8 protein-coding genes are annotated in these 13,521 nt (G+C 57.8%); 5 read left to right on the top strand and 3 right to left on the bottom strand.

Annotation, left to right across the window (positions count from 1 at the left end):
• The first annotated feature begins 206 nt into the window (after positions 1-206).
• The 4 genes from ACHUE7_RS00585 (at position 207) to ACHUE7_RS00600 (ending at position 9,881) form a co-directional block, all read left to right on the top strand.
• A complete protein-coding gene (locus ACHUE7_RS00585; RefSeq protein ID WP_394168237.1) occupies positions 207-1,322 on the top strand; it encodes an efflux RND transporter periplasmic adaptor subunit in 1,116 nt (371 codons plus the stop codon).
• 2 nt (positions 1,323-1,324) lie between these two features.
• On the top strand, positions 1,325-4,450 hold the full coding sequence (locus tag ACHUE7_RS00590) for an efflux RND transporter permease subunit (protein ID WP_394168238.1): 3,126 nt from the start codon (positions 1,325-1,327) through the stop codon (positions 4,448-4,450).
• A gap of 68 nt (positions 4,451-4,518) precedes the next feature.
• Positions 4,519-5,799 (top strand): MgtC/SapB family protein, encoded by a 1,281-nt coding sequence (locus tag ACHUE7_RS00595; protein WP_394168239.1) that lies wholly within the window; start codon positions 4,519-4,521, stop codon positions 5,797-5,799.
• A gap of 287 nt (positions 5,800-6,086) precedes the next feature.
• Entirely contained in the window at positions 6,087-9,881 is a 3,795-nt protein-coding gene (locus tag ACHUE7_RS00600; RefSeq protein ID WP_394168240.1) for an alpha-amylase family glycosyl hydrolase, read from the top strand.
• Between the two features lie 69 nt (positions 9,882-9,950).
• Here the strand turns inward: ACHUE7_RS00600 and ACHUE7_RS00605 are convergent, their stop codons facing one another.
• Together ACHUE7_RS00605 and ACHUE7_RS00610 are read right to left on the bottom strand one after the other, a co-directional pair.
• The gene (locus ACHUE7_RS00605; protein ID WP_394168241.1) at positions 9,951-11,354 is read right to left on the bottom strand and encodes an MBL fold metallo-hydrolase RNA specificity domain-containing protein; all 1,404 of its coding nucleotides are present in this window, start codon (positions 11,352-11,354) and stop codon (positions 9,951-9,953) included.
• A gap of 28 nt (positions 11,355-11,382) precedes the next feature.
• Positions 11,383-11,988 (bottom strand): HAD family hydrolase, encoded by a 606-nt coding sequence (locus tag ACHUE7_RS00610; RefSeq protein WP_394168242.1) that lies wholly within the window; start codon positions 11,986-11,988, stop codon positions 11,383-11,385.
• Positions 11,989-12,149: 161 nt separating this feature from the next.
• Here ACHUE7_RS00610 and ACHUE7_RS00615 point away from each other — a divergent pair, with 161 nt between their 5' ends.
• Positions 12,150-12,956 carry a TatD family hydrolase gene (locus tag ACHUE7_RS00615; RefSeq protein ID WP_394168243.1) on the top strand — a complete coding sequence of 269 codons (807 nt, stop codon included), beginning with the start codon at positions 12,150-12,152 and terminating at the stop codon, positions 12,954-12,956.
• A gap of 295 nt (positions 12,957-13,251) precedes the next feature.
• Here the strand turns inward: ACHUE7_RS00615 and ACHUE7_RS00620 are convergent, their stop codons facing one another.
• A complete protein-coding gene (locus ACHUE7_RS00620; protein ID WP_127557709.1) occupies positions 13,252-13,473 on the bottom strand; it encodes a hypothetical protein in 222 nt (73 codons plus the stop codon).
• Positions 13,474-13,521: the final 48 nt, after the last annotated feature.

The following is a 13,521-nucleotide window of genomic DNA, read 5'->3' on the forward strand; positions in this document are numbered from 1 at the left end:
CGGCAGGGGCACAGCCAGTGCCAGGGGCTAGCCAGCGTTGCGTACCTAAAAAAACGGCTAACAGCATCTGGTGGCGAATCCTGGAACAGGGCATTCTGTTGTGCTTTTAATAAATTGTACTGTCCAACAATAAGGTGTTCGGTTGGGTTGGCCTGATTTCGGGCCGGTGACGTACTTATCTCATCCGATTTTTAAGGAGTATTGGCATGTCCCTCTGGAAACAAAGTGCGCTGACGCTGGCGTTAATTGCATTGGCCGGTGGCGGTTGGTTGGTCTGGCATCCTGCGGGCGAAGGCACGCGTGTGCAGCTGGGTCTGGCTGAGGCGTCTGAAGGCGGTGGCGGCGGTGGCGGTCGTCCGGGCTTTGGTTTTGGTGGGGGCGCCACGCTGGTGGTGACCGATACTGTTGGCGAGGCGGTGATCAACGATCATCTGACGGCGATTGGCGATGGGGCGGCCTTGCGCTCAGTGTCCATTAACCCCGAAGTGGGCGGGCGCATCGCTGAGGTACTGAAAGGCTCTGGCGAACGGGTAGCGGCTGGCGATGTGATCGCGCGCATGGATTCCAGTTCGGAGCGCATCGCACTCGATCGTGCCCGGCTTGCGTTGCGCGATGCGGAAAACCGGGTTGAACGACTGACCCGGATGCAGCAGGGCAACAGCATTGCTCAGGTTGAACGCAGCGATGCCGAGTCGGCCCTGGAAGGGGCCCGATTGCAGGTCAGGGAAGCGGAGCTTGCACTGGACCGGCGCACGATTCGAGCACCCTTTGCCGGCGTTCTGGGCATTGTGTCACTGGAACCGGGTACCCTGGTGGGTACGCAGAATGAAGTGGCCCGGCTCGATGACCGTTCTGATCTGTTGGTTGAATTCCGCGTTCCAGAGCGCTTTGTCGGGGCCATATCTGTTGGGCGCGACATCACCGTGACGCCGGTGTCGAACCCGGGCGCATCGCTGGAAGGGTCGATCACCGCGATAGACAGCCGACTTGAGCCCGACAGCCGCACACTCCGGGTCCAGGCACTGGTCGATAACGAAGCCGATCTGCTCAGGCCAGGCATGTCGTTCGTACTGGACATGCGCTTCCCGGGCGATACCTTCCCGACGGTGAATCCGCTGGCCGTTCAATGGCGGTCGGAAGGCTCGTACGTGTGGCGAATTAACAGCGATAACAGCGCTGAACGCGTGAACGTGCGCATCATTCAGCGCAACTCCGATGCCGTTTTGGTCGATGCGCCCTTGCAGCCGGGTGATGCGGTGGTCACCGAAGGTGTCCAGTCGGTTCGGGCCGGTGCCACAGTACGCCTGGCGGATGGAGGCTGATCATGTCTGCAGAACCCAGAATAGCGCGGATGGGTGGGTTTACCGCCCTGTTTGTTCGCCGCCCGGTGCTGGCCCTGGTGGTCAGTGCGCTGATCGTCGTGTCGGGCATTGCCGGTTTGTTTGGCGCTGAAATTCGAGAATTGCCCGCGGTCGACTCGCCGGTCGTCACCATCAGTACCTCATACAACGGCGCCGCTCCGGAAACCATAGACCGGGAAGTGACCAGCATTCTGGAAGGCGCCGTCTCCCGTGTCTCCGGCATCGATTCCATTTCCTCCAGTTCCAGTTTTGGTCGCAGCCGCATCACACTCGAATTCCGCAGCGACGTGAACCTCGATACGGCGACGTCCGACATTCGCGATGCCATTGGCCGCGTTACGGGCCGGTTACCCGGTGATGTCGATGAACCGCAAATCATTAAGGCCGACTCCGATGCCTCGCCGGTGATGCGTTTGTCGGTCACGTCGGCCACGTTTTCGATTCAGGACCTTTCTCTGCTGGTTGAAAACGAAGTGCTCGATCGGTTAGCGGCGGTTCCCGGTGTGGCCGACTTGCAAGTGTTCGGCTCACGCGAGCGCATTTTCCGGGTAGATATTGACCAGTACCGGCTGGCCAGTTTTGGCTTAACCGTCGCCGACGTGCGCCAGGCATTGAGCAATGTATCGTTCGATTCACCGGCGGGTGCCTTGTCGAGCAACGACCAGAGCCTGGTGGTGCGTACCTCGGCTCAGATCAGCAAGCCTGAAGATTTCATGGACCTGCGCATTCGCCAGGAAATACGCATTCGCGATGTGGCCACAGTCACCCTGGGTGAAGACCCGGGCGACAGCGTGTTGCGGGCAAACGGTGCCGCTGGGGTGGGCATCGGCATTATTCGGCAGGCGCAATCGAATACCCTGGAAATTTCCTCGGCGGTTCGACAGGCAGTGGATAATATTCAGGAAATATTGCCTGAAGGGGCCAACATCCGGGTGTCGAGTGACGATGCCACTTACATTGGCGGCGCCATCTCGGAAGCGGTTAAAACCCTGGTGTTTGCCGTCGCGATTGTGACGCTGATTATCTTTGTTTTTTTACGGGATTGGCGAGCCACACTGATCCCCGCCATTACCATTCCGGTTGCGCTGATCGGGACTCTGGCGGCGATTTATCTGGCCGGCTTTTCCATCAATATTCTGACGCTGCTGGCACTGGTGTTGGCGACCGGCATGGTGGTCGACGACACCATTGTGGTGCTGGAAAACATTGTGCGTAAACGCAACCAGGGCATGGGTTCCCGTGCGGCGGCGGTGCTGGGTGTTCAGCAAGTGTTCTTTGCGGTCATCACCACCACGGCCACCTTGGCGGCCGTGTTTATTCCGTTGTCATTTTTGCCCGGGCAGGCTGGCGGTTTGTTTAGAGAGTTTGGTTTTACCCTGGCCATGGCGGTGGTGTTGAGTTCGGTGGTGGCGCTGACGCTGTGCCCCATGTTGTCTTCCCGGCTGCTCAAGGCGCATTCGGAATCGCCCGGTGCTGCGCCGGTAAAGCGGGGTTTGTTTGATGTTCTGGGCGATGCGCTGCAGCGCTTGTTCGTGACCATTTTGCATTTTTCATTGCGGGCGCCACTGGTCATTCTGACGATCTCGGGGTTGGTGTTTGCGTTGGCGATGAGCCTGTGGGGTCAGTTGGATCAGGAAGTCACACCACCTGAAGATCGGTCGGTGGCGTTGTTGTCGGTATCGGCGCCGCAAGGGGTGAGTCTCGACTTCACCACGCAACAAATGCGACGGGTGGAAGAGCTGGTACAGCCGCTGATGGATTCCGGTGAAATAGAGAATACCTTTTCGATTGCAGGCATTGGTTCCGGTAACCGGGGCTTTATGGTGATGGGGTTGTCGCCACAGGATCAACGTGAGCGCAGCCAGCAGGAGATTGTCGGGCAAATCAACGGCTTGATGGCGACCATACCCGGTATTCGCGCCTTTGCCATTCAGCCGAACAGCTTGGGTATTCGCGGCGGAGGCCGTGGTTTGAATTTCGCCGTCGTCGGCAGTAACTACGATCGATTGAGCGATACGGCCGACGCTCTGATTGCTGCGCTGGAAGAGAACCCCCGGTTTGGCCGAATCAGTTCTTCCTATGAAACCACACAGCCACAGCTCTCGGTGACGATTGACCGGGATCGTGCAGCGGACCTTGGCATCAACATCAATGGGTTGGCCGAGGCCATGCAAGCGTTGCTTGAAGGGCGCGAGGTGGGGTCGGTGTTTATCGAAGACCGCAGCTTTGATGTGAAGATGCTGTCGACCACGCACCCGGTCCGCGACCCGAGCGACCTGCAAAGCATATTCCTGCGCACCGGGGATGGGCGCATGGTGCCGATGTCGACGGTTGTCTCGTTGCAGGAGCAAGCCGTGGCGCCCTCACTGGCCCGGGAATCTCAGTTGCGGTCCGTTTCAATTACGGCAAGCCTGACACCCGGTTTTGCGTTGGGTGATGCCTTACTGCAAGCCGAGCGATTGGCCGAACCCCTGCTGCAGGATGGCATGCGCATATTGCCCTTGTCGGAAGCCGCCGCGCTGGATGAAACGTCCAATGCCATGCTGCTGACCTTTGGCTTTGCTCTGTTGATTGTGTTTCTGGTGTTGGCCGCGCAATTTGAAAGTTTCGTCAGTGCGTTGATAGTGATTTTTACCGTACCGTTCGGACTGGCCTGTGCGATTTTCGCGTTGCTGATGTCGGGTGTGAGCCTGAATGTGTACAGCCAGATAGGCCTGGTGTTGCTGGTCGGTGTGATGGCCAAGAACGGTATTCTGATGGTGGAGTTTGCCAATCAGTTGCGTAACCGGGGATACGAGGTTCGTGAGGCCATTGAAGAAGCCGCCATCATTCGGTTGCGCCCGGTAATGATGACGATGATGTCTACCGTGCTGGGGGCCTTGCCACTGGTGCTCTCGACCGGGCCAGGTGCCGAAGCCCGCGAAGCGTTGGGTTGGGTGATTGTGTTGGGGCTGGGTATGGCGTCGGTGGCTACGTTGTTTTTGACGCCGGTCGCTTATTTGCTGCTGGCGCGTTTCAGCAAACCGCAACAGGAAGAGCAAGACCGGCTGGATCGTGAACTGGCGGTGGCAGACGAGCAACTGGCCTGATCGGGTTCGATGGTTTTAGCCGTTGACGTTGGCTACACTCTGCAGACGACTTGCAGATAAGTACCTTCATGGATCTCGCCAACCTCTCTTCACTGTCAGAACCTGACCTGGCGTTTCGGTTACTCGCCGCCCTGTTGCTCGGTGCCCTGATTGGCTTGCAACGGGGTTGGGTTGCGCGGCATCTGGCGGCGGGTGAGCGCATAGCGGGCATTCGAACGCATGCCCTGGTGGGGTTGCTCGGTGGTTTCTCGGCCGTGCTGTCAGCTGTACTGACGCCCTGGGTATTTCCGGTCGCTTTTCTTGGCGTGGCCGCCATTGCGCTGGTGGCCTACCGGGCCCGCTTGCAGCATGAACGTAATTTCAGCATTACCGGCCTGATCGGCCTGTTGCTGACCTTCATGCTCGGTGCCATTGCGCTCTCAGTCAGTGTCTTCCTGGCCGCGGCGGGAGCGGTGGTGACGGCACTGATTCTGGACTACAAAGCTGAAATTCACGGTTTGCTCGCCAAACTGGAAGAGCATGAGTTGGATGCCGGGCTTAAACTGCTGTTGATTTCAGTGGTGATATTGCCGCTGCTGCCCAACCAGGGTTACGGGCCGGGTGCGGCGATTAACCCCTATGAGATCTGGTGGCTGGTGGTGCTGATCGCCGGTATTTCCTTTGTGGGTTATTTCGCCGTGCGCATGGCCGGTGCGCGGCGTGGCATTCTGTTTACCAGTTTGTTTGCCGGGCTCAGTTCAACTACGGCGCTCACCCTGAACTTTGCCCGGCTCTCGCGCCAGGCGCCGGAAGCCAGCCGGTTGCTGGCCGCCGGTGTGTTGATCGCCTGCGGCACCATGTTTCCCCGCCTGCTCGTTTATGCCTACCTGATCAACCCGGAGCTGATTAGCCTGTTGCTGTTGCCAGTCATTACCATGGCACTTGCCCTTTATGTGCCTGCTGTTTTTATCTGGCGGGGCATTGAGCAGACGGTCAGCCTCGAAAAACCCGTGCTCGATCGCAACCCGCTCGACTTGAGTGCGGCGTTGTATTTTGCCGTGTTGATTACAGTCATTCTGTTGCTCGGAGAATGGCTGAGCAGCACCGTGGGCGATGCCGGCATTTATCTGCTGGCGGCGGCCTCCGGCGTTGCCGATGTCGATGCCATTACCCTGTCACTGACCCGTTTGTCTGTGAATGGCATTGGGCTCGATACGGCTGTGCTGGGTATTGTGATCGCCTCGGCGGTTAATAACCTGGTGAAGGCCGGGCTGACGGTATGGCTGGGGAGTGCCCGGTTATGGCGTCTGGTTATTTTGCCGATGGTGGCTTCTTTGTTACTGGGGTTGCTGGTGGCTTTACTGGGGTAAGCTGAATTGACCTGCCAGCCACAGCGCCCGGGATCCAGTTAGCCCGGGGTGGAGAATGGCGGGTAATTCGTTTGTAGATGATCTGGCATTATCTGCGCTACTGTTAGGCCAAAAAGTGCCAGGCAGGTCACATTTAAACCCTGTTCGGCGTGCAAGAAACCCATCCCTCCTCTTTTTCAGCCTCCCTTTTTCCGTCTGCATGATGAAGACTGTTCCAGCTGTAATTTCCCATCTCTACTGAGCGCCGCTCAGTGACACCGTCTAACAACAAAAAAACGAGGGACAGGATGACCATGCTGACGCACGATTCAGGCAAACCCCTACTACTCAGAAAACTGGCCGTTGTAACGGCTTTGTCGGCCGCCATTTTAGTGACAGGCTGCAAGCCACCGCAGGACCTGGCGCCTTACCAGGAACGCGATATACGTGACGATGTGTTTTATTTTGTCATGCCAGATCGCTTCAGTAACGGCAGCCCGGCCAACGATTACGGAGACCTGGGCGGCGACAAATACACTCACGGTTTCGACCCGACCGATAAGGCGTTTTACCACGGTGGTGACCTGGTCGGCCTGGTCGACAAACTCGATTATCTGGAAGGGTTGGGTGTTACTGCCATCTGGATGACCCCGATTCTTAAAAACAAAGCGGTGCAAGGCACACCGCCGAATGCCAGTGCGGCGCATCACGGCTACTGGACACTCGACTTCACGCAGATTGATCCGCATCTGGGCACCAACGAAGAGTTAAGAGAACTGATTGATGCCGCTCACCAGCGGGACATTAAAATATTTTTTGACATCATCACCAACCATACGGCCGATGTGATCAAGTACGAAGAGTGTCACGACAGCGAGGGCAACCTCCCCGAAGGCCAGACGCTGTGCGATTACAAATCCCTCGAAGACCTGGCCGCAGGCGATACCTACACACCCTTTGTGCCCGCCGCTGAAGCCAATGCCAAAGTACCGGCCTGGTTGAACGACCCCCAGTATTATCACAACCAGGGTGACAGCCTGTTCTCGGGTGAAAACTCGGTGTATGGGGATTTTGTCGGGCTTGATGACCTGGCTACCTCGGACCCGGCGGTCATAGAAGGCATGACCGAGATCTTCAAAAACATCGTCACTGACTTCAAGCCCGATGGCTTCCGCATTGATACCGTCAAACACGTTCATACCGAATTCTGGCAAGAATTTTCGCCGGCGATCATCGAGCATGCTCGCAACGAGGGCATCGAGAACTTCACGCTCTTTGGCGAAGTCTACAGTGCCGATACCGATCTGCTGAGCATGTACACCACCGAAGGCAAGTTACCGTCGGTACTGGATTTTGGTTTTCAGGCGGCGGTGTCCGCAACCGTCTCTGGCGGCGACGCACCGGTTACGCTGGCGAACCTGTTTCGCGATGACGATAAATACAGCGATGCCGACAGCGATGCGTCGACGCTGATGACGTTTACCGGCAATCACGACATGGGTCGCTTCGGCCATTTTCTGGGTGAAACGGATACGCCAGACACGCTCGCAAAAATGAAGCTGGCACACGCCATGATGTATTTCCTGCGAGGCGTACCGGTTATTTACTACGGCGATGAACAGGGTTTTACCGGCACCGGTGGCGACCAGGCATCGCGCCAGAACATGTTTCCCGCCCAGGTGGATGAGTACCTGGCGAACGACAACATAGGGTCAGCGGCGACGCCGGGGGATGACAATTTCGATACCGAACACCCACTGTACCAGGCCTTCGCTGAATACGCTGAAGTACTGCGTGCCCACCCGGCGTTGCAGCGCGGTGTACAGCACGAGCGTTATGTCGAGACCGGGGGTAAAGGTGCCTTTGTCGTATCCCGTGTGTATGAACGTGAAGAGTATCTGGTGGCGTTCAACACCTCGGCCGAACCGGTTGTGGTTAGCCTGCCTGCGGTTGCCAAAGCTTACCTGGGGGTTTACCCGGAGCGGGCGGCTGCACGGCGCAATGGCGACCAGGTTGAGCTGGAACTTGAGCCCTTTGGCATGGCCATTTACCGGGCCAACAAACCCGTGCCGGTGTCTCCCGCCCCCGAGGTTGAGTTGTCGGGTTTTAATTCCGATGAACCGCTCACCGGCCGGGTCACCTTACTGGCTGACATAGACGGGCTTGAGGACATTGCACTGCCCGACTACGAAGCACGCTTTGAGTATTCCACCGACGACGGCCAAAGCTGGCATCGCATTGCGGACGATTTCGATGCGCCCTACCGTGCCTATTTCCGCCTGAATGAGTTTGCAGACGGCACCGATGTGCAAGTGCAGGTGACCGTCAGCAATGGCGATAGCGACATGGGCACCGCAACCCGAACGCTGCGGGTAGACAGCCGCTACCCGGAAACAGTGACGCTCGATTACCCCAACCTCAACCAGCGAGATGCCTTGTACGCGGTCAGCAACAGTGGTCGTTTTCAGGGACCCATTGTTGCAGAGGGGGGTGTTTATTCGATTTCATGGGCCCCGACCGATACCCGGCAAACACTGACCTGGGCAACCCTGAACGACGCCACCGGCGTAGCAGAACTGGACCAGCCGTATGCGCTAACGCGCAGTGCCGTCTTTGCAGTAGCGGAAGAGGATGGTGCGGGTGACTTAACCGCTCATCTGACGATAGACGCTCAGCCAGAACTGAGCCTGAGCGGTACCCAGGTCGATCAACTGGTTGAACAGGCCAGAGTATCTGACGACAGCATCGATGGGCTTAACCTGCGCGGTGGCATTGTCGGCTGGGATCAGGGCAGTGCGGTCGACATGAACAACACCGAATACAGCACCTACCACACCGAAGCGTTCGTGTTGCGCGGAGACGGTGAATTCAAATTTGCCGATGATCTCTGGGCGGCGATTAATCTCGGTGCACCGGTGACTGAGACGGGTTTAAGCTGGGGTGCGAACCCGGCCAATCTGCTCAGCTTTTTCGAAGCCGACTCGGTCTACGATTTCTGGGTGATTGGTGCCGATGAAGACGCCGATGGTGAGCTCGATCGCATAATCCCCATTGTGGCAATGGATGCCGGTGTGCTGGCAGAGCCTGTGTATTTGCGTGGCACGCTGACCGACTGGAATGAAGGACGTCGCCTGGCGCATCTCGGTGGTGACCGCTATGAACTGATACTGACCGATCTGGCCGCAGGCGAGTATGAGTTTAAACTCGCCGACAACGACTGGGCGGATATTAACCTTGGCTATGCTGACGTAACCGTCAGTGCCGACTCAATCGGCATCACCAACCCTGGCAACGGAAATATTGGCCTGTCGGTGCCGGCGGTGAACGACTACACCTTTGTGCTGGATGCCAGCGACCCGGCCAATCCGGTGTTGTCGGTAACATCCAGCGAAGTGGCACCCTACCAGGCCCAGGGAGCGCTGTATTTGAAAGGAGAGTTGAACGGCTGGGCTAACGTGCCTGCCTATCAGTTTACATATTTGGGGGGTGGCCAGTATCGCACTACCGTCGGTATTGATCCTGCCGATATTGATTACAGCGGCGACGATGCCAGTGCCATCGATTTCGCCATTGCCAACGCAGGCTGGGGGTTCAAACTGGCCGGTGCGGGTGATGTGCTAACGACAACCAACAGCGTCACACTGAGTGATGCCGTAGGCAGCAACAACAGGCTGGATGCTGGCCTCAGCCCTGGCTATTACGACTTGTTGCTGGATGCATCGGCTAATGCCAGTGCGCCCACGTTAAGCCTCTCTGCCAACACTGAGTTCACCTACGGCGACCGCTTTGGCCAGCCAATGTATTTGCGTGGCAACTTCAATGGCTGGAGTAACGGCGTGCCAGTAGCGCAGGATGGGGTTCAATACAGTGATACGCTAACACTGCCTGCAGGCGAAGCCCTGTTCAAACTGGTCAATGACGACTGGAGCTTGCAGGTGCAGTTTGCTGATGTCGTTCAAAACGGCGGGCTGCCACTGAGCGGTGCTGACGACGGCTTCGGTGGCCTTAACATCGCCGCGACTATCCCGGTGGCCGGCGATTACCGGTTCAGGTTCAATGCCACCAACCCCGGCCGGCTAATGCTGACGCTGGAAGCGCAATAGCCTAACTGCCCATTAAGCCCTTCAGGCGAGGCCGGTGCGCTGATCTCCGCTCGAAGGGCGACTTCCCTTCTAAAAAACCGCGGTTTGCCCCTGCTTCGGAATGGTGGCCGCTATCTCATGGCGTTTCCACAACTCACTGGCCAGGGCATCCTGAGCACCGGGTTCGCCGTGCACCAGGTAGAAGTCCGGCTGGCTGGTGAAGCTGGCGGCCCAGTTCAGCAATTCTTGCTGACCGGCGTGGGCGGAGAAGCCGCCAATGGTTTCTATGCGGGCGTTAACGGCGAATTCATCGCCAAACATTTTGATGGTTTTCAGGCCGTCGACCAACAGTCGCCCCAGGGTGCCCCGGGCCTGATAGCCACAAAAAACAACGGTGGTTTTGCGATCCCAGATTCTGTTTTTAAAGTGATGCCGTATGCGGCCACCGGTGCACATGCCGCTGCCGGCGATGATCAGCGCACCGCTTTTAATCCGGTTGATGGCCATGGAATCATCGGTGCTGGACGTTACCGACAGCCTGGGCAGGAAGTCTTTCAGGAAGCTGATGTCGGTGTCGCACAGCTTTTTAACACCGCCGCAATCGAGTGTGTGCAACCAATGGTCATAGACCTCTGTCACTTTGTGGGCCATGGGGCTATCGAGGTAGATTTGCCAGCCATCGAGCGTACCGCGCTGATGCATGGCGCCCAGGTGGTACAGAACTTCCTGGGTGCGGCCAACCGCAAAGGCCGGAATCAGTACATTGCCGCCCTGTTTCCAGGTTTCCTTGAGGATCTGCTCCATCTGCACAATGGAATCGGGCAGGGAGCGGTGGTCCCGGTCACCGTAGGTGCTTTCCATCAACACAATACTGGCGTCCGTCAGGTGGGTTGGGTCGTTCATCAGCGGCGTGTCTTTCTTGCCGAGGTCACCGCTGAACACCAGCTTTTTGGACTGGTTTCGTTCGCTGAATTCAAGCTGCACGACAGCCGAGCCCAGAATATGGCCCGCATCGAACAGGGTGACTGAAAGGCCGGGTAGTAGCGAATAGGGCTCATCATAGGGTTGGCCGACGCACAGCGAGAAAACAGTCTCCAGATCGGCCTGGGTGTAAAGCGGCTCTATGGGCGGCTTGCCTTTGCGCAGCAGTTTTCGGTTCTTGCGTTCGAGGTCTCGCTCGTAAAGCCCGGCGGCATCTTCGAGCATGATCGGTAACAGCTCAACGGTCTCTGCCGTACACAGGATGGGGCCGCGAAACCCTCGTTTGGCGAGCAAAGGCAACAGGCCGGAATGGTCCATATGCGCATGAGAGAGCACCAGTGCATCGATGCGGCTGGCATCAAACTCAAAGGTCTCATCCCCCAGTCGGTCGACGGCATCGCCACCCTGGTGCATGCCACAATCGAGCAGAACCCGGCCGATGCCGGGCATGGTCACCAGATGGCAGGATCCGGTGACCTCCTGAGCGGCACCGAGAAATTGAACCGTAGCCATGACCTGTCCTTTTTTGAGGTGGGTGCTCTCAGTCTAGCTGGTAACGACTCAGTTGCTGGCGAATGTCCTCTGGCCCAAAAACCTGTTCGGCGTGCCAGCCCAGCGCGCGGGCCGCCTCTACGTTTTTCAGGCCATCGTCAAAAAACAGAATGGATTCCGGGTTCGCCTTCAAGGCTGCCTGCACCGCTTGATAAATGGCCGGGTCGGGCTTCATAACGCCCAGGGTCATGCTGGTGAAGTGATGTTCAATCAATGGCAGAAACGTGTCGCGGTCGACCAGCATCTGCCAGTGACAGGGGTTGGTGTTGCTGAGTAGGCTCAGGGTGTAGCGCTCGCGCAGGCTGTGCAGCAAGTCGGTGATGCCGGGGAAGTCGTCATCGAGGATGTTGCGAAACGTTGCCTGAAAAGTATCCCGGTCGAGCGCGGGTTTGAATTCGTCGATAAAGGCATCGGTGAAGGCTTCAAAGTCGAGCTGGCCGGTCTCGAAGGCATGAGTCGAGTAGGCGTTACCCCAGAGGGCGTGAATCTGCTCGAACGGCACGTCTTGCTGCAACATGCGGCTGACTTCCTGATGCCAGTGAATGCGCACCAGAACGCCACCCATGTCGAAAACGAGGTGTTGGATCGGGGTCATGAGGCCTCTTTGGATCTGAAACACGGAGATTATAAGAATACGCCCCAGTTTACGGCATACCCGTTGGGCGGTGCCATGATTCGCTGTTTATCGGTTGGCGTTACAGTGTTCGGATCATTACACTGGCGGCCCTCTACCAAACTACCCGATCGAGGCCTCAGATGAGCCGAAACAAGCGCGATATACCGGTGTTTGATCACCCGATCATCGAAACCCATTGTCATCTCGATTACCTGAAAGACGAGGCCCTGACCGAGGTGCTGGCCCAGGCGCGCGCAGTCGGCGTTGAGCGGGTGGTGACCATCGCGGTGTCGCCGGATAACCTGGCCAGAGTGCGGGAGCTGCGCGACCTCGACCCGATGATCCACGCTACTCAGGGCGTACACCCGCACGATGCCGAGGCCTACACCGCCGAAACAGCGGCAGAGTTGCGCGCTCACGGTCGCGATGAGCGCATTGTGGCCATTGGCGAGATCGGGCTCGATTATTACTACGACCACGCCGACCGGGATGTTCAGCGTCGGGTGTTTGCCGAGCAGTTAGCCATCGCCGCCGAGCTCGATCAGCCCGTGGTCATCCACACCCGCGAAGCAGATGCCGATACCCAGGCCATTTTAAAGGAGTTCGCCCCCAGTCTGGCGAAGAAGGGCGTGATTCACAGCTTTACCTCGGGCCTGGAGCTGGGGCAGTTCTGTCTCGAACAGGGCTTTATGCTGGGTTTCAACGGCATCATCACCTTCAACAAGGCAGAAAACGTGCGCGAAGTGCTGGCTGCGACGCCGATGGACCAGTTGGTTGTCGAAACCGACGCGCCCTTCCTGACCCCCGCACCCTACCGGGGCCGCGAGAATGCGCCCAAGTATTTGCCGTTTATCATTGAAAAGGTTGCAGACGTGAAGCAGGTGCCTGTGGCTGAAGTGCTGCGCCAGAGCTATGCCAATGCGCGCCGGTTGTTTGCTTTTCAGTGATTTAAACTTGATACCTGAGTTTCGGGTTTTGAGGGATACGAGCGGCGGGTGCCGGTGATGCCTCTGTGGGGAAGTCCGCAACATGGACTAAAACGCCGGGAGCGTTTTTGCATGAGCGCAGCGAGCCCGAAGGGTGAATCCCATGGAGGGGATTCATATCATGCGGCCTAGGCCCGAGACGTCGGACCGCCAGGACGGATTCACGCCGACCCCACAGAGGCATCACCGGTAGCCGACGCGGATTGTGGCCACTGAGCTACCCCCGGGGCAGAAGCCGAACCAGGCCCGAATGGCGTTAGCCATGACGCAGGGCGTCGATGTCCTGGCGTAGCTGGGATTTGTCGTCGGTCAGAATGCGTTCCAGTGTGGCGACACGGGCTTCCAGTTTGTCGATGCGCGCTTGTTGGTCGACACCCATGGCGTTATCGGCCTTGCGCCGCTGTTTCATCTGTTCTTTAATCAGCCCGCCAATGGTGGTGATGGCGATGATAGCGAGTATAAATACAAAAACATCCATGCGGGTGCCTCCCTGTTAGTCAATAACCGTCAGTTTAACCAAGCAACG

This window comes from Saccharospirillum alexandrii (genome assembly GCF_043641555.1).
GTDB lineage: Bacteria > Pseudomonadota > Gammaproteobacteria > Pseudomonadales > Natronospirillaceae > Saccharospirillum > Saccharospirillum alexandrii_A.